12 protein-coding genes are annotated in these 19241 nt (G+C 67.0%); 6 read left to right on the top strand and 6 right to left on the bottom strand.

The window, feature by feature from the left end; genetic code table 11:
- Positions 1 to 49: 49 nt before the first annotated feature.
- Positions 50 to 277, bottom strand: a complete 228-nt coding sequence (locus tag ACH438_RS41090; protein ID WP_397015711.1) for a hypothetical protein — start codon at positions 275 to 277, stop codon at positions 50 to 52.
- Between the two features lie 329 nt (positions 278 to 606).
- On the opposite strand from ACH438_RS41090, the gene ACH438_RS41085 reads away from it, so the two are divergent.
- Complete coding sequence (locus ACH438_RS41085) at positions 607 to 1803, top strand: cytochrome P450 (RefSeq protein ID WP_397015709.1); 1197 nt, start codon at positions 607 to 609, stop codon at positions 1801 to 1803.
- Between the two features lie 41 nt (positions 1804 to 1844).
- On the opposite strand, the gene ACH438_RS41080 is transcribed toward ACH438_RS41085, so the two are convergent.
- Positions 1845 to 2195 (bottom strand): zinc-binding dehydrogenase, encoded by a 351-nt coding sequence (locus ACH438_RS41080; RefSeq protein ID WP_397015707.1) that lies wholly within the window; start codon positions 2193 to 2195, stop codon positions 1845 to 1847.
- Positions 2196 to 2207: 12 nt separating this feature from the next.
- Here ACH438_RS41080 and ACH438_RS41075 point away from each other — a divergent pair, with 12 nt between their 5' ends.
- Both ACH438_RS41075 and ACH438_RS41070 read left to right on the top strand, forming a co-directional pair.
- A complete protein-coding gene (locus ACH438_RS41075) occupies positions 2208 to 2498 on the top strand; it encodes a hypothetical protein (protein WP_397015705.1) in 291 nt (96 codons plus the stop codon).
- 105 nt (positions 2499 to 2603) lie between these two features.
- Positions 2604 to 3311: a YoaK family protein gene (locus tag ACH438_RS41070; RefSeq protein WP_397015703.1), complete on the top strand. Its 708-nt coding sequence runs from the start codon at positions 2604 to 2606 to the stop codon at positions 3309 to 3311.
- On the opposite strand, the gene ACH438_RS41065 is transcribed toward ACH438_RS41070, so the two are convergent.
- On the bottom strand, positions 3266 to 4642 hold the full coding sequence (locus ACH438_RS41065; RefSeq protein WP_397015701.1) for a histidine kinase dimerization/phospho-acceptor domain-containing protein: 1377 nt from the start codon (positions 4640 to 4642) through the stop codon (positions 3266 to 3268). The genes ACH438_RS41070 and ACH438_RS41065 overlap by 46 nt on opposite strands.
- A gap of 82 nt (positions 4643 to 4724) precedes the next feature.
- Between ACH438_RS41065 and ACH438_RS41060 the strand changes: the two genes are divergently transcribed.
- Positions 4725 to 5423, top strand: coding sequence for a response regulator transcription factor (locus ACH438_RS41060; RefSeq protein WP_397015699.1), 699 nt, complete (start codon positions 4725 to 4727; stop codon positions 5421 to 5423).
- 82 nt (positions 5424 to 5505) lie between these two features.
- Entirely contained in the window at positions 5506 to 6381 is an 876-nt protein-coding gene (locus tag ACH438_RS41055) for an oxaloacetate decarboxylase (RefSeq protein WP_397015697.1), read from the top strand.
- 25 nt (positions 6382 to 6406) lie between these two features.
- Here ACH438_RS41055 and ACH438_RS41050 read toward each other — a convergent pair whose 3' ends face one another.
- From ACH438_RS41050 to ACH438_RS41040, 3 genes are all read right to left on the bottom strand, one after another.
- Positions 6407 to 8308 (bottom strand): BTAD domain-containing putative transcriptional regulator, encoded by a 1902-nt coding sequence (locus tag ACH438_RS41050; protein WP_397015737.1) that lies wholly within the window; start codon positions 8306 to 8308, stop codon positions 6407 to 6409.
- 319 nt (positions 8309 to 8627) lie between these two features.
- On the bottom strand, positions 8628 to 9719 hold the full coding sequence (locus ACH438_RS41045) for a hypothetical protein (RefSeq protein WP_397015695.1): 1092 nt from the start codon (positions 9717 to 9719) through the stop codon (positions 8628 to 8630).
- Complete coding sequence (locus ACH438_RS41040) at positions 9716 to 10675, bottom strand: ACP S-malonyltransferase (protein WP_397015693.1); 960 nt, start codon at positions 10673 to 10675, stop codon at positions 9716 to 9718. The genes ACH438_RS41045 and ACH438_RS41040 overlap by 4 nt, the downstream gene beginning before the upstream one ends.
- A gap of 260 nt (positions 10676 to 10935) precedes the next feature.
- On the opposite strand from ACH438_RS41040, the gene ACH438_RS41035 reads away from it, so the two are divergent.
- Positions 10936 to 19236, top strand: coding sequence for a type I polyketide synthase (locus ACH438_RS41035; protein ID WP_397015691.1), 8301 nt, complete (start codon positions 10936 to 10938; stop codon positions 19234 to 19236).
- Positions 19237 to 19241: the final 5 nt, after the last annotated feature.

The raw sequence follows: 19241 nt of genomic DNA, 5'->3' as shown, positions 1-19241 counted from the left end.
AAAGGCCTTTGACGGACCGGCCGTTCTCATGGGCTGCGCACCTCCTGGATTAGTGGTGCTGCAGTTTCTGCTTCATCTCGTTGTTCATGTCCTTGATATCCGACCGCGCCTGCTGGGCTTCACGCCGCACGCCGCCGCCGAGACGGTCCATCTCGCGCTTGGCTTCCTCGGCCATCCGGTCCATGTTCTGTTCCGCACGCTGGCCTTGGTCCTTCATGCCCTGCTTGGCCTTGTTTGCCATCTGGCCGGGTTTTCGGCCCTTATTGCGATCAGACATTCCAAACCTCCGAATCGGTAGGTTTCCGGTCCGAACTACAAGAATGGGACGCCGTATTACGGGTCCTTCGTGTCTTCGAGCGCTGCCGGGCGGTCTCTGTTGCGTTCCTGGGATCGCTGACAGCCGGAATAGCGCGGCAATCTGCCCTGGGAGGCAGTTGCGCCTCGTAAAGCCTGCCGACTTTGACTCTCCGCTGTCAACGTTTTCGCGAAATCGACCGGATTCGCGCCGGTGAGGGCGTTGACGTCGGTAGGGTGACCTCGTTCCGCGTCCGGGATGTGCGGTGTTCGGCGGCGGTGGAGTATTGCGCACCGTATGAAGTGGGGTCGATGTCAGAGTCAGTGCCCGGGGTGCCCCTCTACACCCCGGCGTTCGCCGCGGATCCGCATCGGGCCTATCGGGAGATGCGCGAGCAGTACGGGGCCATGGCTCCGGTGGAATTGGCGCCGGGGGTGCCGGCCACGCTGGTACTCGGATATCGCACGGCGGTAAGGATTCTCAACGATCCGGAACACTTTCCCGCCGACCCGCGACGGTGGCAGGCGGTGGTGCCCACGGATTGTCCGGTGTTGCCGATGATGCAGTGGCGGCCGAATGCCTTGCGCAGCGCGGGGATCGAGCACGCGCGGTATCGGCGGGCCAATACCGCGGGGCTGGCGGGGATCGATCAGTACGCTCTGCAGCGCGCGGTCGGGCGGGTCGCCGTGGCGCTGATCAATTCGTTCTGTGCCGACGGGTCGGCAGATCTGGTGAGCGACTTCGCTTTTCCGCTCGCGTTCCAGGTGCTCAACCAGATGCTGGGTTGTCCGGTGGATATCGCGGGGCAGGCGGCGGAGGGATTTCGCGCGATCTTCGAGGGTGTCGGCGCCGAGCAGGGTAACAAGCTGCTCGCGGACGCCTTGCATCGACTGACGCTGCACAAACGAGTGCAGCCGGGCGACGATGTCACCTCGCGCATGCTCGGTCACCAGTCCGGGTTGAGTGATACCGAGATGGTGCATCAATTGGCCACGCTCTACGGTGCGGGGATCGAGCCGCAGCAGAACCTGATCGTCAATACGCTGCTGTTGCTCCTGGTGGATGACCGGTTCGGCGGCAGTGCGCTGGGTGGGAGCCTGTCCACGCGCGACGCGCTCGATGAGGTGCTCTTCGATGATCCGCCCATGGCGAACTTCTGCATCAGTTTTCCACCGCAGCCGGTGCTGATGGACGGCTATTGGTTGCCCGCGCATCAGCCGGTCGTCATCAGCATGACGGCCTGCAACACCGATCCCGCGATCCGCGCGGGCGGGTTCGCGGGCAACCGTTCACATCTGGCGTGGGGTGTGGGCCCGCACGCCTGCCCGGCCAGTCCGCTGGCCTACCTGATCGCGCAGGAAGCCGTGGATCAATTGCTCGACGCGCTACCGGAAATCCGGCTGTCGGTGCCCGCCGACCAATTGTCTTGGCGCCCAGGGCCATTCCATCGCGCTCTGAGCGCCCTCCCCGTGATCTTCACCCCCGCACCACCATTGCCCGAGGCATGAGAACGGTTTCTGCTGCGGTCATGGCGCACGTTGGATAACCGTCAGGGCAGCAAGACGATTCTTCCGTGCGTTCGCCGCGCGGCGAGCTGCCGGTAGGCCTTGCGGACATCGTCGAGCGGGTAGGTGGCGGCGACAGGAATCTCGAGCTCGCCCGCGGCTACCAGATCGACGAGGCGTCGAAGTCCGTCCGCCCCTCCGGCATCGTTGGTGCCGGCGATGCCGGCGCGGCCATCGATCCCGGCTTGAAAGTCGACGACGGTATTGATGCGTTTCGCCGGTATACCCAGCTCGTGGGCGAGATCGACGTAGTCGGCGCCGAAGGTATCGATGAATGCGTCGAGGCGGCCGCCGAGCGCGCGGATCCGGGCCGACAGGCCGTCGCCGTAGGTCACCGGGGTGACGCCGTGAGCTCGCAGCCAGCCGTGGTTGTTCTCGCTGGCCAGGCCGACGACTGCCGCGCCTCGATGACGGGCGAGCTGAACCGCCACCACACCGACCGCACCTGCGGCGCCGGACACGACGACCGTTTCCCCAGGCGCGGGGGAGACGGCCTCGACGCTGGCGAGCTTCGATCATCGAGCGCCGACATCGACGAAGAGCTCCTCGGCCCGCTCGCCCCGACCGACCGGGCCGCCTTGCAACGCGCACTGCATGCGCTGCTCGAAGCATCCGGCATGCACCCTTGGCGGCACTGACACAGAACGCCAGCCAGGTCTGCTGGGCATCGTGGGTTGCGAGAACTGCAGCACCGCAACAGGGTTCGCAGCTCGCGGGTGAGATCTTCGGTACGATCCGCAGGCATGGTCCGATCATTCGCGAAAGTGCATGCGGGGAAAGTTCATCTGTGGCTGTTGATTGTGCTGACTTTCAGCACGGGGGTTGTCGATGCGGCCGGATTCCTGGGGCTCGGCCGGGTGTTCGTCGGCAATATGACCGGCAACATCGTGATTCTCGGGATGGGTGTGGCCGGGGCCGATGAGCTTCCGGTGACCGGACCGTTGGTCGCGTTGGTCGCTTTCGTTGTCGGCGCGGCGATTGCCGGGACCGTGCTGCGCGGGCAGCAGACCGGCTGGAGTCCGCGGATCACTTACTGTTTGGGTTGTGCGGCAGTGATTCTCGCGGTGTGTGCGGTTCTGGTATCGGCGGATCGGCCGCTGGGCAAGGAGTTGTTCGAACTGCTTGCGGCCGCGGCGGTCGCGGGTGTGATGGGCGGGCAGGCTGCTGTTGCGCGCAAGGTCGATGTCAAGGACGTGACGACTGTCGTTGTGACTTCCACGCTTACGCTTTTCGCCGCGGAACTGCCGACGAAACCGCTGGCGGCCGCACTGGGTAATCGGCGGGTGGCCGCTATTGTCGCGATTCTGTTGGGTGCCGGTGTCGGGGCGCTGCTGCACGTGCATATCGGGACATGGGTGGGCCTGACGCTGGCTGCGGTCCTGACGGGAGTTGTTGCGGCTGTGGGTCATTTCCATACACGCACGCTCGCCATGGTGCCGTCGGCGGTGTAGGAGCGGGGCGCGCTCGGTAGGAGGAGGCCGAAGGTTGGATGGGGTGCGGCGTGGCGCACTACGAGGCGTCCGCCTTCGGCTTCGGCGAGGGTACGGGCGAGGGCCAAGCCGATGCGGTGTGTGCCGTCGGTGTGTGAATCGCGGGGTGCGAATGCCCGGTCGGGGTCGCTGAGTCCGGGGCCTTGGTCGGAGACCTGAATCAGCAGGCCTTCGGCCACGGCTTGCGCCTCGACGAGGGTGCGGCCGGCGCCGTGTACGAGTGCGTTGTCGACGAGGACTTCGATGACGTGGCGGATCGCTGTCGTCGAGGCGTCCACCTCGGGAAGGTCAGGGGCGCACTGGACCTGGAATGGGCGGTCGCGCTCGGTGAATGCGGCGTGCCAGTGGTTGCGTACAGCATCGAAGAGCTGCGGGACGGCCAGTGGCGGGCGGTCGCGGGTCTCGGTGTCGCGGGCCAGTCGCAGCAGATCCTCGATGGTGGAACCCAATTGCTCGCCGCGGCGCAGCGCAGTGACCGCGGCCTTCCGCAGGTCGGCGCCGCGACGGGCGAGCGCGGACTCGAGACCCAGAAGTAGCGCGGTCAGTGGTGTGCGCAACTGGTGTGAGACCTGCGTGGTGAAGGCACGCTCGCGTTCGATCAGCGCCCCCAACCGTTTCGCTGTTGCCTCGAGTGCGTCGCCGAGCGTGTCGACCTCGGCGATACGGGAACGGCAGGAGTGGATGGTGAAATCGCCGTCACCCAGGGCGCGGGCCGAAATCGTCAGCCGTTCCAGGGGTTTGGCGATCCGCTGTCCTTCGGAGCGAGCCAGCAGAGCGGCGGTGGTCAATGCGAGCGCACCCAGTACCGCCATGGCAATCCACGCTTTGCGGGTCCGCTGCGCGACGAGAGCAGCCGGGGTGGACACTCGCACCACGGCAACGACCGCGCCACCGACGACAACCGGCGCCGAAACGGCCAATTCCGCGTTCTCCGACCCGATATGGGTGCGACCGTCGATAGCCGACGCCGCCAGCGACGACACCGCCGGACCGCTGTGCGCGCTCAGACGCCCGTTCGTGGAGTACACCCCGACACTGCGATCGTCGGGCAGATCGATCGGCAGCTGCAGCGGACTCGCGTCGGGCGATTCCGTATCGGGCATCATGGCGGCGACTCCGACGGCGTCACGCTGCAATTCGGTGACCGCTTCGGTGTGGTTCATGCGCTGAATGACCACCGCCAGCGGAACCGCGAACAGCAGGACCGACAGCGCCGCCACCACGATGATGGACGCACGCACCCGCGCCCGCAATGACAGCACCCGCACCCGAGCCGACCCCTCCGCGATCATCACAGTCTCCTCCATCCGAAATCGCTGTTGTCCCAACGGGAGTGCGCTTCACGCGCACCGGCCTCCTGCCTATCATCGGATCATGGGATCAGCACAATTGCTTGTCGTCGAGGATGATCCGGATATCGGCGGTGAACTCCGTGACGCACTGACCGGACATGGCTATGGCGTCGACTGGGTCCGCACTGCCGCCGAGGCCGAAGCGGCAGTGGTGCAACGACATCCGGATCTGATTCTGCTCGACCTGGGCCTGCCCGATCGTGACGGCGTGGCGTTGTGCCGGTCGCTACGGCAGGCGCTGCCCTCGACGGTCATTGTCGTATTGACCGCTCGTACGCAGGAAATCGAGGTCGTCGTCGCCTTGGATGCCGGCGCCGACGACTACCTCACCAAGCCGTTCCGGCTCACCGAACTGCTCGCGCGCCTGCGTGCGCATTTCCGGCGCCGTTTCGCCGATGACGGGCCGAGGATGCTCAGGGAAGGCAGTCTGCGGGTCGACCCGTCGGCTCGGCGCGTCTGGGTCTGTGATGTCGAAATATCCTTGCGGCCCAAGGAATTCGATCTGCTGCAGCTGCTCATCGAACATGCGGGTGATGTGATCAGCCGCGACGTGCTGATGGCCAGCGTCTGGGACGAGCACTGGTACGGGTCGACCCGCACACTCGACGTGCACGTCTCGGCCTTGCGCCGCAAGCTGGCCGAATACGCCGATGATCCGTTCGATATCACCGCCGTGCGCGGTCGCGGCTATCGGTTCGAACGCTGCGGCCGGGAAATGTGAATGCTTCTTTTACCTTGCGCTGTCCTGTCCCTGACTTTCGCGACCCTAATCTCGTGTCATACCAACGAACTCAGGAGAGCATATGCACCACGGCACAGCGCTTCGCACCGAGATTCAGAGTGACGACATCACCGCCCTCATAGGTATTTTCGATATGTACTCCGCTTCCTTGGCAGCACAGCAGTACGACGGAATGTTCGTGTCGGGGTTCGGATTCGCGGCCTCGTACTACGGGCTGCCGGATATCGGATTCATCGCGTGGCCGGACATGGTGGACTTCGTGCAGCGACTGCGTGTGGCCTTCCCTGATCAGCATCTGCTGGTCGACATCGACGACGGCTATGTCGATACCGAGGTCGCCTGCCACGTCGTGACGCACCTGGAACGAATCGGGGCCTCCGGAGTCATTCTCGAGGACCAGCAGCGGCCGCGGCGATGCGGGCACGTCAGCGGAAAGCAGATCCTGCCTTTCGATGAATACCTCGACAAGCTGAACCGGGTGCTGGACACCAGAACCGACATGGTCGTGGTGGCCCGCACCGATGCCACCGAGGAATCGGAGATCCTCTATCGCGCGGCGGCCCTGTCGGATACCGACGCGGATGTGCTGCTCGTGGACGGGGTGCGCAGCGTGGAATGGATCCGCAGGATCCGCTCGGTGATCGGGGATAAGCCGTTGCTGTTCAACCAGATTGCCGGTGGGCTGTCACCGCGGCTGTCGCTGACCGAGCTGGAGGATCTGGGTGTGAATGTGGCGATCTACTCCACGCCGTGCCTGTTCGCGGCGCACACCGCAATCACCGACGCGCTCACCGAGCTGCGCGCCAACGACGGCCGCCTACCCGAGAGTGATCCCTCCCAGGTAGGCGTCGGCACGTCTCTGACACTGCTGGAACGCAATCTCGTCACGCATCGCGGCGCAGCAGCTCGCCGCACTCCGCAGTTGGCCGGTCGCTGATCCCAGCGCGTCGCCGGGACCGCTGTCAGATGGGCAGGGGTCCCGGCGGCGCGACGGGCAGGTCGGCCGGGTAGCCGTTGCGGCCGAGCCGGCGCAATGCCGCGACGTAGGACCCGGACAACTCCTCCTGGTACATGCGTTCACAGGCGAAGGCCGCGGTCAGACGATCCATCGTGTAGTGGCCCCCACCTGCGGCTTGCAGCAGGTGAGCATCGGCCAGGTCGTCCAGCAGTTCCTCGGCATGGCCTACCGAGCACTCCAGCAGCACAGCCACGGTCTGCGCCTCGATGTTGTGGTCGGGGATCATGCTGAGGCAGCGGAAGGCCTTGCACAGATCACTGCCCTTGCGTGAGCAGCGGCCGAGCGCGTCGTACACCCGCGCCAGTGCCGCGCGGACCGCGAGATCACCGATCTGCAGTTCGTCGAGGACCTGCGGGGGATCCGAAAGCCGTTGCGCGGTCTCGGACAGACTGCGATTCGGGCGGCTCAATGCCCGCAGACCAGCGATGCGCAACGCCAGCGGCAGTCCGGCGCAGGCGTGCACGATCGCGCGGGCCGCCTCGGGTTTGGCCTCGATCCGTTCGCGGCCGAGGATGCCGGTCAGCAGGTCCACCGCGGTGCGTTCGTCGAGCGAGCGCAACACGACCGTGCTGGACCCGTCGAGACCGGCCAGGCGTCTGCGGCTGCCGACCAGGATCCGGCTCTCGCCACTGCCGGGCAGCAAGGGCCGCACCTGCGCGGCGTCGCAGACGTCATCGAGCACGATCAGAATCCGCCGCCGCGCGACGACCGACCGATAGAGCGCCAGCCGGTCGGCATCGTCCTCGGGAATCGCCGATCGCGACAAGCCCAGCCCGATCAGGCAGTGCAGCGCCACGCAGGCGGGGTCGACCGGCGAGCCGGGTGCGCCCTCGAGGCTGGCGTAGAGCTGACCATCGGGGAAATCGGCGCTGGCCGCGTGTGCCACCCGCAGCAGCAGGCTGGTCTTACCGACCCCGGCGGCACCGGTGACAATGACCGCCGACGCCGGGCGTTCGGCCCTGGCCCCGTCGATGAGCAGGTCACGCACCTCGCGGGTTTCGGCGATGCGGCCGGTGAAATCGCGCACCGCGGGCGGTAATTGGGCCGGCATCGGTATCTCGACGGTGTCGACGATCGCCGGAACCTCGACAGGTGGCGTCGCCGCGATGGCGACCGGTTCGTCCTCCCCGCGCAGGATGCGTCGCTGCACCTCACGCAATTCCGGGCCCGGTTCCATACCGAACTGACCGATCAGATCGGCACGAACGCGCTGGAACAGTCCCAGCGCTTCGGGCTGTCGGCCGACGCGCGAGAGCGCGAGCATGAGCCGCCCGACGAAGGCCTCGTGCAGCGGCTGTTCGCGCACGACCCTGCGCAGTTCCGGGAGGATCTCCGCGTGCCGATGCAGCGCGAGCTGCATGTCCATGCGCCAGCCCAAGGTCTGTAATCGCAGTTCTGCCAAATGCATTCCCTCCGAATCGTGCAGCCGCGTGCACGGCACATCGACGAAAGGATCACTGCGCCACAACATGAGCCCGCGATCGAGTTCGCGCACCGCGGCGGCGGTATCACCGGATTCGGCGAGCCGCTTCGCCTCGATCCGATGGGCGAGGAATCTACCCAGATCGGTATCGCTCTCCTCGATGCGGATGCGATAACCGGGCGCGACCGTCTGGATTCGTTCGGCGCCGAATGCACCGAGCACGCGCCGCAATCGCATGACATAGGTGCGGACGGTGGCCGCCGCGCTGGGCGGCAAGGGTTCATCCCAGACGAATTGTGCGATGCGGTCGACGGATACGACCTTGTTGGGGTTGAGCAAAAGCGTTGTCAATACGATCCGTTGGCGTGGGGCCGAGACGGCCACCTCACGATCCCCCGAGCGAACAACCAACGGGCCGAGCATCAGGAACTCCACAACTCTCCTTCGAGGACAGCGTGGAACAGTCACCCGCTGTTCCGGACCGCCTTACACGTACCATTCATTTCCTGCGGTCCCGGGCCATTGCCGGGCCATTGCAGGCGCAATATCAGTGAATAGGTTGAATCTGTGCAACCGCGCGGCAATTGCTGATAAAACTCCTTCAATCTGTTGTCCTGGGGTGCCGCCGACCGTACCAGAGAGTACGTACTACCGTCGATAACAGACATCGACGGTAGTACGTTATGCCGCAGGCGCTTTCGATATTGCGCGCCCGCAATTATGGGTGCCGGATTGTTGGGATTCAGTAAAGACCTTCCGGTGCGGTGCTGGTGATCTGCAGCGGACGGACATTGGCGACACCGTCAGCAGGCCAATCCGGGCCGGTGTCGAAGCGCAGCGCCTGATCACGTTCGAGGACATTGGGCAGGAACAGATCCTCGTGCAGGACCGTGAGGCGGACCTGCCCGGATGTGCCGTAAGGGACTGTCGCCGACCAGTTGTCGCGTTCGACGACACTCATGGTGACCTGGGGGTAGTTGGGGGCGTAGGGGAGCAGTTCGCCGTCTGCTTCGGCGGGCAGGCCGGCGCCGTTGCCAAAAGTATTGCCGTAGCTGCGCCCACAGATTCCGCCGTCGAGCGCGGCGACGAGGTCGCGGTAGAGATCGGGGGTGACCTGGGTGCCGCTGAGGCGGGCACCGCTCAGGCCCGCCACCAGGTCCGGGTAGCGGCGTGCGAGCACCTGCAACAGCGCGGGAGTGGTGTTGAGGTAGTCGACGCGGCCGTGCTGCAGGACATCGGCGATCTGCTCGACGAGGTGGGTGCTGTATTCATTGGCCTCGACCAAGCGGCCTTCGCGGATAAGGCGTTTCACCCAGCGCGGGTCCATATCGATGCCATAGACCAGGCCGGCGTGCAGCTCACCTGCCTCCCAGGAGCCGTTGCCGATCAGATGCGGCCCGGTGGGCGTGGCCTGCAACCAGGTGCGATGAGCCTCGAAACCCTCGGTGACGAACGACCATCGACGCCAAGCGCCGCGATGCATGAGCATCTCGGGGGTGTAGTAGACACGGCAAGGGGTGCCCGTGGTGCCGCCGGTATCCCACATACGGCCGGTCAGCGGGCGCGATACGGCCAGCGGCACGAGTTCGGCCGGGTCGTGGGTACGCAGGGTATCCAGGGGAAACGGGCCGAACGCCGTGAGCTCCTCATAGCGGGTGATGTCGCGGGGTTCGAAATCCAGCTCGGTCGCGCGGCGCAGCCAATAGGGCGCACCGGACAGCGGGTCGAAGGTCCGCCGGATGACGCGGCGGGTCCAGTCGTCGAGGTCGGTATCGAGCCAGCCCTGGATCAGGGCGTCACATTCGGCGGCGCGCGGCGCGTAGGCGGTGGTCATCGCGTCACCCGCGGGGAGATGTCGACACCGAGATCGAAGACGGTGGTCAGGGCCTGCTCGAGGTGTTCGGGCCGGTCGACGTGCACAACCGGGAACGGGAAACGCAGCACGCCATCGGGGATGGATCCGCCCATGATCAGGCCCAGGCGCACGCCCTCGTCCTTCATGGCGTCGTAGAGGTAGGGCAGGCTGATCGGGGCAGTTGGGTTGCGCTGGAAGGTGTCTCGCACATCGGCCGCGCTCACCAGGATCTTGCGGTCCAGACACGAGATCAGCGGCAAGGCCGGATCGGTGAAGGGCATGGCATCGATGTAGGGCGCCATGAACGTGCGGAAGTGGCCGCGCAAGGGGGAGTGGATGGCCATCGAGCGGCCCGGGAGCTGGATGACGGCGTCTTGCGGGAGGTCCGCGCCGAGCTGTTCGAGGGCTGCGCGCTCGCCGGAGAGCATGAGGATTCGGGTCGCGCCATCGGTGGTGGGACCGAACTGCCCGGCCAGATACACGCCGGGATGGTCCGCACCGCGGTAGCGGCCGGTGGTGTCGGCGATCGGTTCGAAGGCCAGGGCGAGTCCCTGTTCGGGGCTGTCGGCGGGTCGGTCCGGGGCGTTGCGGGCATGGGCGAGCATCTCGAACAGTGCTCGGCGATCGATCGCGCCGGCCAGGGCGGCAGCCGACATGCCACCAAGGCTCAGGCCACCCAAAACTGCTGGCCGCAGCCCCTTTTCGGCGAGTGCGTCGTGGACGGCGATGGCGTGGACCGACTCTCGGATCGTGCCCACGCTCTGTCTTATCTCGGGTGGGGTCGGTAAGTCCTCGTCCAAGATCTGGCCGACTGTCAGGCCGGTCCACTCCGCGACCTGACTGTAGAGCGCCTGCACGCCGGGATAGGCGCGGTACAGCTCGACACCGCGTGGTTCGCTTCCGACTCCGCCGCCGAATAGATAACCCAGGCTCATAGTATTTCTCCCGCTGCATATTTGTTGATGGAAATTCATCGTCCGCAATGGACGGCGGCGAGGGGCCGTCCTATTTTCTCTTTGTACCTAGCGACGCATTGGTTTACAAGTCCGCGACATGCGGTCTCGGCGCACGCTATCGGGACGATATCGCCATGAGGAATGATCATGTTTCAGCGGAGTTGAAGCGTCGATTGTCTTAGTCAGAGGTAAAAGGAAGTCGATCTCGGCATTGCCGAGGAATTCGAGGCACCGGTTTCATGAATTCCATCGTTCCCATCGCCGTCGTCGGCTACTCGTGCCGGTTCCCGGGAGCCGATGGCCCAGCCGAGTTCTGGCGGCTGCTGGCCGCCGGCCGCGACGCGATCACCGAGGTCCCGGCCGACCGCTGGGACCCCGCCGCCACCGCGGCGACACGCTGGGGAGGCTTCCTCGACGACCCGGCCATGTTCGACGCCGGGTTCTTCGGAATCTCACCGCGCGAGGCCGCGGCCATGGACCCGCAGCAACGCCTCGTCCTCGAATTGGGCTGGGAGGCAATGGAACACGCCGGGATCATCCCGGCCGCCGTGTCCGGTAGCCGGACCGGCGTGTTCATCGGTGCCGCACTCGACGACTACGCCGTGCTGCGCGGCCGCCTGGGTGCGGCCGGCATCACCACCCACACCACCACCGGCACCCTGCGCAGCATGATCGCGAACCGGCTGTCCTACCTGCTCGGCGTGCGCGGGCCCAGCCAGATCGTCGACTCCGGGCAGTCGTCCGCGCTCGTCGCGATCCACCAGGCCTGCGAGAGCCTGCGCGCGGGCGAATGCACTGCGGCACTTGCCGGTGGCGTCAACCTCATCCTTGCGGGGGAGACCACGCTGGCCCTCGACGCTGCGGGTGCGCTATCGCCGGACGGGCGCAGCTACACCTTCGACGAGCGGGCCAACGGGTACGTGCGCGGCGAGGGCGGGGCGCTCGTACTGCTGAAGACCCTCGATCAGGCGCACGCCGACGGGGATCGCGTGCGCTGCGTGATCTCGGGCTCGGCGGTCAACAACGGCGCGGCCGCCGCCGCGCTCACCATCCCGGAGGCCGAAATCCAGTGCGAGGTCATCGAACTCGCGCACCGGCGAGCCGGGATCATCGCATCAGATGTGCACTACGTCGAACTGCATGGGACCGGCACCGCGGTCGGTGACCCGGTCGAGGCGGCCGGGCTCGGTGCGGCGATCGGCGTGTTCCGCCCTGCGGATCGCCCGCTGCGGGTCGGGTCGGTCAAGACCAACATCGGTCACCTCGAAAGCGCCGCCGGAGTGGCCGGGCTGCTGAAAGTCGTGCTCTCGCTGGAGAACCAGGCACTGCCTGCCAGCCTCAACTACCGCACGCCGAACCCGGGCATCCCATTGGAGCGGCTCAACCTGCGCGTGCAGCAGACACTCGAATCCTGGCCGGCGCACGGCGACATCCGCCGGGCCGGGGTAAGCGCCTTCGGGCTCGGCGGCACCAATGCGCACCTGATCGTGGAGGAAGCGCCGCGCGAGACCGGAACCGTTGCGGCACAGACGAAACCGCGATCTGATGACCCGGCAGCGCCGGTGCTGTGGGCCTTGTCCGGGCGCAGTGACGAGGCGGTGCGGGCCCAAAGTTCACGGCTTTACGCGTATCTGACAGAACACCCGGAGCTGACACCGGCCGATATCGGCCGGTCACTACTCACCGCACGTACCGCCTTCGAATATCGCGCCGCAGTGGCCGGGCATGACCGTGACACGCTGCTCGAGGGCTTGGCGGCCTTGGCCGAAGGCCGTATCCACACCTGTCTCGTCGAAGGTGTCGCGGGACCGGCTGCGCGACCGGTCTTCGCCTTCCCCGGTCGGATGCCGCGATGGACCGCGGCAGCGGCGCGATTGCTCGAGCAGGCGCCCGCATTCGCGGCGCGAATAGCGGAGTGCGAGAACGCAATCAGCCCCTACATCGACTGGTCACTGACCGCGGTCCTCCGTGGTGACGCCGATGCGCCGCAGCCGGATCGAGTCGATGTCGCGCAGCCCGTGCTGTTCGCCGTCACGGTGTCGCTGGCAGCGCTGTGGCGCTCCTACGGTGTCGAGCCCGGCGCCGTCGTCGGCCACGGTCAAGGCGAGATCGCCGCGGCAGTGGTGGCGGGCGCGATATCGCTCGAGGACGGCGCGCGCATCGTCGCGCTGGGCAGCCGGGCCTTGCAGCAGCTGACCGGCCGCGGCGCGATGCTGGGCGTAGCCGCACCGCTCGGCGAGACGTCGCGGCGACTCATGTCCTGGGCGGGACGGCTCTCGGTCGCAGAGGTCAATTCGCCAGGGGCGCTGATCGTTTCGGGCGACCCGGAAGCGCTGGACCAGTTCGGCGCCGAGCTGACCGGCGACGGGGTGCTCTCGTGGCGGGTGCCCGGTGTCGGGTTCGCGGCCAACTCCATCCAGGTGGAAGAGGTACGCGCCGAATTGCGGGACGCCTTCGCCGGGATCACACCGCTGCGTTCGCGGATCCCGTTCTACTCGACGGTCACCGGTGGTCGGATCGAAGCCTCGGTGCTGGATGGCGAGTACTGGTTCCGGAATCTGCGTGAGCCAGTGGAGTTCGCGGCCGCAGTCTCGACCGTGCTGCACAACGGGCACGCGGAGTTCGTCGAGATCGGCCTGGAACCCGTACTGGCGGAACGGCTACGTGAGGCCGTGCAGCGAGCAGGCGGAAGCGGTGGTGTGGCCAGCGTTCCCGGCGATGATCGCGACGGGCTCGACGGATTCCTGATGGCGCTCGCGACGGCACACACGAACGGCATCGCGATCGACGCGCAGGCAGTTTTCGCGGGCGGATGCCCGGTCGACCTGCCCACCTATGCCTTCCAACGCCGCCGCTACTGGCTCACCCCGGCAGCGGCCACAGCCAGCGAATCGACACCTACGGCCGCCGCGGTTGAACTGCAGGCGGAGAAGTCGGCTTCGGAGCCGATCGGAGATGTCGCCGCGTTGGTCAGGTCACAGGTTGCGGAGGTGCTCGGCCACGATGAGGCCGGCGCTGTCTCGACGGCCAGCACCTTCAAGGAACTCGGCCTCGACTCCCGGATGGGCGCGGAGCTGAGCGAGATTCTCTTCCGCAGAACGGGCGTACGCCTCTCGGGCACCGTGATTTTCGACTATCCGACGCCTGAGGCCCTGATCGCTCACCTGCGCCGCAAACTGCGCCGGGCCACCGCGTCGCGGCCGGTGACCGCGCCACAATCCTCGACCGCCGGGGTCCTCGGCGCGACCGCTCCGCAGACCGGCACCGCGCCGGGGTCCCCGGCGGTCGAGGAAGACGATCCAATAGTCATCGTCAGCATGGCGTGCCGGCTGGCATCCGGGATCAACTCACCGGATCGGTTGTGGCAGGCAGTCACCGAGGGTGTCGACGCCATCTCGGCATTTCCCACCGACCGTGGCTGGGAGCTCGGGACGTCGGCCACGGCCGACCGGCTCGACGCGGTAAACCGTGGCGGATTCCTCGACACTGCGGCGGATTTCGACGCCGGGTTCTTCGGCATCAGCCCGCGCGAGGCCACTGCCATGGACCCGCAGCAGCGGCTTCTGCTCGAAACTGCCTGGGAGGCCTTGGAGCACGCCGGAATTCGGCCCGACGGGCTGCGAGGCGGCCGCGTCGGCGTGTATGTCGGCGGTACCGCCATGGAATACGGGCCGCGGCTGCACGAGCCGATCGGGGACACCGAGGGTCTGCGATTGACCGGTACGACCGCCAGCGTCATGTCCGGCCGGATCTCGTACGTGCTCGGGCTGGAAGGTCCTGCGGTGACGGTGGATACGGCTTGCTCGTCGTCGCTGGTGGCCTTGCATCTGGCTGCGCGGTCGCTGCGCGGCGGGGACTGCTCGCTGGCGCTGGCCGGTGGCGTCACAGTGATGTCGACCCCCGGCATGTTCGTCGAATTCGCGCGCCAGCAGGGTCTGGCGCCGGACGGGCGGTGCAAATCATTCTCCGAGGACGCCGACGGGACCGGCTGGTCGGAGGGAGTGGGATTACTTGTCCTGCAACGATTGTCGGAGGCGCGACGCGCGGGACGGCCGGTGCTGGCAATCGTGCGTGGATCGGCGATCAATCAGGACGGCGCATCGAACGGCCTGACCGCGCCGAACGGTCCGGCACAACAGCGAGTCATCAAGGCGGCGTTGGCCGATGCCTGTTTGACCCCGGCGGACGTCGATGCCGTAGAGGCGCACGGGACAGGCACCAGACTCGGTGACCCGATCGAGGCGCAGGCCTTGCTGGCAACCTACGGCCAGGACCGGCCTGCCGAGCGACCTTTGTGGCTGGGGTCGCTGAAATCGAATATCGGGCACGCACAGGCGGCCGCGGGTGTGGCGGGCGTGATCAAGATGGTGCAGGCCATGCGACACGGAGTACTGCCGCGGACACTGCACGCGGATGTTCCCTCGCGGCAGGTGGACTGGTCGTCGGGGGCAGTCCAGCTGTTGTCGGAGTCGCAGGCGTGGCCGGATTCCGGGCGGCCGCGGCGAGCGGGCGTGTCATCGTTCGGGATCAGCGGGACCAATGCGCACGTCATCCTCGAATCTCCGGGAAACGACATCGAGACAACGTCGCCGGAGCCTAGGCCCACCGGCGACGAACCGATGCCCTGGGTGTTGTCGGCCGGCACCGAGTCGGCACTGCCCGTGCTGGCCGCGGACATTGGGAAGGCCGCCGCCGAGTTGCATCCGCTGGATGTCGGCTGGTCGCTGGCAACGACGCGAGCCGCGTTGAGCCACCGCAGCGTGGTGCTCGGCCATGATCGAGACGAACTCCTCGACGGTCTGCGGGCGGTCGCCGAAGGCCGATCAAGTGTCGGCGTGGTGCACGGGCGAGCCGTGTCCGACGGTGCGGTGTTCGTCTTCTCCGGTGAAGGCTCGCAATGGGCCGGTATGGCCGCGCGACTGCTCGACATCTCACCCGCCTTCGCGGACAAGATGTCAGAATGCGCCAAAGCGCTCGCACAGCACATTGACTGGTCACTCCTCGCTGTAATTCGCGGCGAGAACGATGCGCCCTCGCCGGAGCGCGTCGATGTCGGTCAGCCCGTGCTGTTCGCCGTGAGCGTGTCGCTCGCCGCGATGTGGCAGTCCTACGGCGTCCAGCCCGCCGCGGTGATCGGGCACTCCCGTGGCGAAATCGCCGCGGCCTGCGTGGCGGGGCTGCTCTCACTACACGACGCGGCTCGACTGATCGCGGCCCGCGGGCGCCTGCTGGCCGAATCCGGGCTGGCCGGTCAGGGCGCGATGGTCTGGCTGGCACTGAGTCGCGAAGAGGTGAGCGACCGGCTCACCGACGGGCTCGACATCGCCGCAGTGAACGCGCCCTCCTCGGTTGTCGTCGCCGGTGATCCGGACGAACTCGCCGAATTCACGCGCGCCTGCGAGGCCGACGGCATCCGCACCCGGAAGACCGCCTCGGACTTCGCCTTCCATTCCGCGCAGATGAAGATCGTGGCCGACGACCTCGCCGAGGCCGTCGCCTCCGTCCATCCCACAGCGGCGGCCGTGCCCTTCTTCTCCACCGTGACCGGCGCCGTGCTCGACGCCGATGCCATGGACGCGGACTACTGGCGGCGAAATCTGCGCGACACCGTGCGATTCGACGACGCCGTCCGTGCACTACTGACCGGCGGGCATCAACTCTTCATCGAAGTCAGCCCGCACCCGGTACTGATCACCGCGATCGAGGAGACCGCCGAAGAACTACGCGTACCGATCGCGACCGTCCCGACCCTGACCCGCGGCGCCGACGATCGCGAGCGCCTGCTTACCAGTCTGGCGCGCGCGTACGCGCATGGCGCACCGGTCGATTGGACCGGCGCATTCGCCGGATCGGGTGCGCGCATCGTCAGTCTGCCCACGTATCCCTTTCAGCGGCAGCGGTACTGGCTCGATGTCGGCGCAGGAGCAGCCTCTCGCGCGGTCGATCCGCATCCGGGACTGCGCTCGGCGGCGCATCCACTGCTGACCGCAGCAATAGAGGTCGCGGACGGCGGCACTGCGGTCGTCCTGACCGGGCGGCTGTCGCAGCAGACACATCCGTGGCTTGCCGACCACACGATCGACGGCACTGTACTGCTCCCGGGCGCCGCGTTGATCGAGCTCGCCCTGCGTGGCGGCCAGGAGATCGGCTGGGGCGCAGTCGAAGAACTCGTGCTGCAGGCGCCACTGATCCTGCCCACCGAGGGTGCGGTCGACGTGCAGGTTTTGATCGGTGACGTCGCGGGAGACCAGCGACAGCTCAGCATCTTCTCCCGAGCGGTGGAGGACCGATCCGGTAGCGAATGGACTCGGCACGCGAGCGGGACACTCAGCACCGACAACCCGGCCCGCCCGGACACCGATCCCTCGCCCTGGCCACCGGCTGGCGGTGCGGCAGTCGCGATGGATGACGTCTACGCGGGATTGGCGGAACGCGGCTACGAGTACGGTCCGGCGTTCCAGGGACTACGCGCCGCCTGGCAGCACGAGGACGAACTGTTCGCCGAAGTCGACCTACCCGCTGCCGCCGCGGCCGGGGAATATGCCGGGGTGCATCCTGCGCTGCTGGATGCCGCCGTACAAGCAGTGCTGCTGTCTCCCATCACGGATGAAGGCACCATGTTGCCCTTCGCCTGGGCCGGTGTCCGCCGGTATACCGCCGGTGGATCCGTGTTGCGGGTCCGGATCAAACCGGTTTCTGCCGATGCCGTGACGGTGACCATCACCGACGAGCACGGCGCGCCGGTCCTGACGATCGACACCTTGACCATGCGCGCCATCGCGCGCGGGCAGCTGGCGGCCGAGGGTGAGCATGAACTCTACGAAGTGCATTGGGTCCCAATGGAATCAGGCACCATTACGCCTGTCGCCTGGACGGAATGGGCCGGTGACGCCACCCCGACGCAGGTAACCAGCGGCGCGGTCCTGCTCGACACCCGCACGTTCGGCCGTGAGCTGGTTGCCCGCGACGCCGGGGCCGCGCAGGCCGCGGTCGGGCAGGTGCTGGATGCATTGCAGCGGTGGGTGAATGCCGAAGGCTTCGACCGTTCCCAGCTGGTCGTGGTGACCGCCGGTGCGGTGGGGCCGGAAGTGACGGACGTCGTCGGATCGGCCGTGTGGGGCCTGGTGCGGACGGCGCAGGTGGAGTTTCCCGGGCGATTCGTGTTGGTCGACGTGGACGGCGCTGTCGAGTCCTCCGGAGTGGCGACTCTGCTGGACGAGCAGGGGTTGCTGCGGTTGTCGGATTCCGAGGATCAACTACTGGTGCGTTCGGGCCAGATGTCTATTCCGCGGTTGAGTCGCGTTGCGACAGAGCCGAATTCGAGCGAACCCGCACTGGGCGACGGCGCGGTGCTGATCACCGGTGGCACGGGGACGCTGGGTGGGCTGCTGGCGCGGCATATGGTGCGGCACAAAGGTGTCCGGCATCTGGTGTTGATGTCGCGGCGCGGACCTGCGGCGCCGGGCGTGCCGGAGCTGGTGGCCGAGTTGGAGGGCCTGGGCGCGCACGTCGAGGTCGTGGCCTGCGACGTGTCCGACCGCGAAGCGCTCGCGGCCGCGCTGGCAGCACTGCCGTCGTTGTCGGCGGTGGTGCATGCGGCGGGCGTGCTGCGGGACGTAACGCTCACTGGCATGTCGCCACAGGATGTCGACGAGGTGTTCCGGGCGAAGGCGTTGTCGGCCTGGCATTTACACGAGTTGACCGCTGGCGCTGGGCTCTCGGCGTTCGTGCTGTTCTCGTCGGTGATGGGTGTGCTCGGCGGTGCCGGACAAGGCAATTACGCGGCCGCGAACGCCTTCCTCGACGGGGTCGCGGAGATGCGGCGCGCCTCCGGCTTACCCGCCGTGTCGATGGCATGGGGGTTGTGGGACGCGGCGAGCGGCATGACGGGCGGATTGTCGGAGGCTGACCGGCAGCGGATGGCGCGCAGCGGTCTGGTCCCGATACCGGATGACCGGGCGCTGGCCCTGTTCGATGCCGCTCTCGGTGCGGGACGGGCCACGGTCGTACCGATGGGCGTGGACCTGACCGCGCTGCGTCGCGGTGCGGCGGACCCGGCCCCGATGTGGCGAGGCATGATCCGCCCTGCCCGCCGAGTCCTGGCCGCGCCTGCGGCACCGCTCGATTTGGGTCAACGGCTCGCCGCGCTGCCGGTGGCCGAGGACCGGGAACGGCTGGTGGCCGACGTCGTGCGCGGAGAGGTTGCGGCCGTGCTCGGGCAGTCGGATCCCGAATCCATCGACCTGCATCGGGCTTTCAAGGAACTCGGGTTCGATTCGCTGATCGCCCTCGATCTGCGCAATCGCCTGATCCAGGCGACCGGTTCGAGGCTGCCCTCGACGCTCGTGTTCGACCATCCGCGCCCGGCCGCGATCGTCTCCTATCTCCTCGGAGCGCTGATCGATACCGAAGACGCCGTCGTTGCCACAGAAACCGCGGCAGCGGAGCGGTATTCGTCTCCCTCCGCTCCGGATGACGACGTGATCGATGGGTTGGGGATAGCGGATCTGATTTCTCTGGCGCGTGAAGGGGCTGAGTAGTGAAG

Origin of the sequence: Nocardia sp. NPDC020380, assembly GCF_044386975.1 — a bacterium.
GTDB lineage: Bacteria > Actinomycetota > Actinomycetes > Mycobacteriales > Mycobacteriaceae > Nocardia.
Note: the sequence above shows the minus strand (reverse complement) of the source record. Positions and strands in the feature narration are given on the sequence as shown.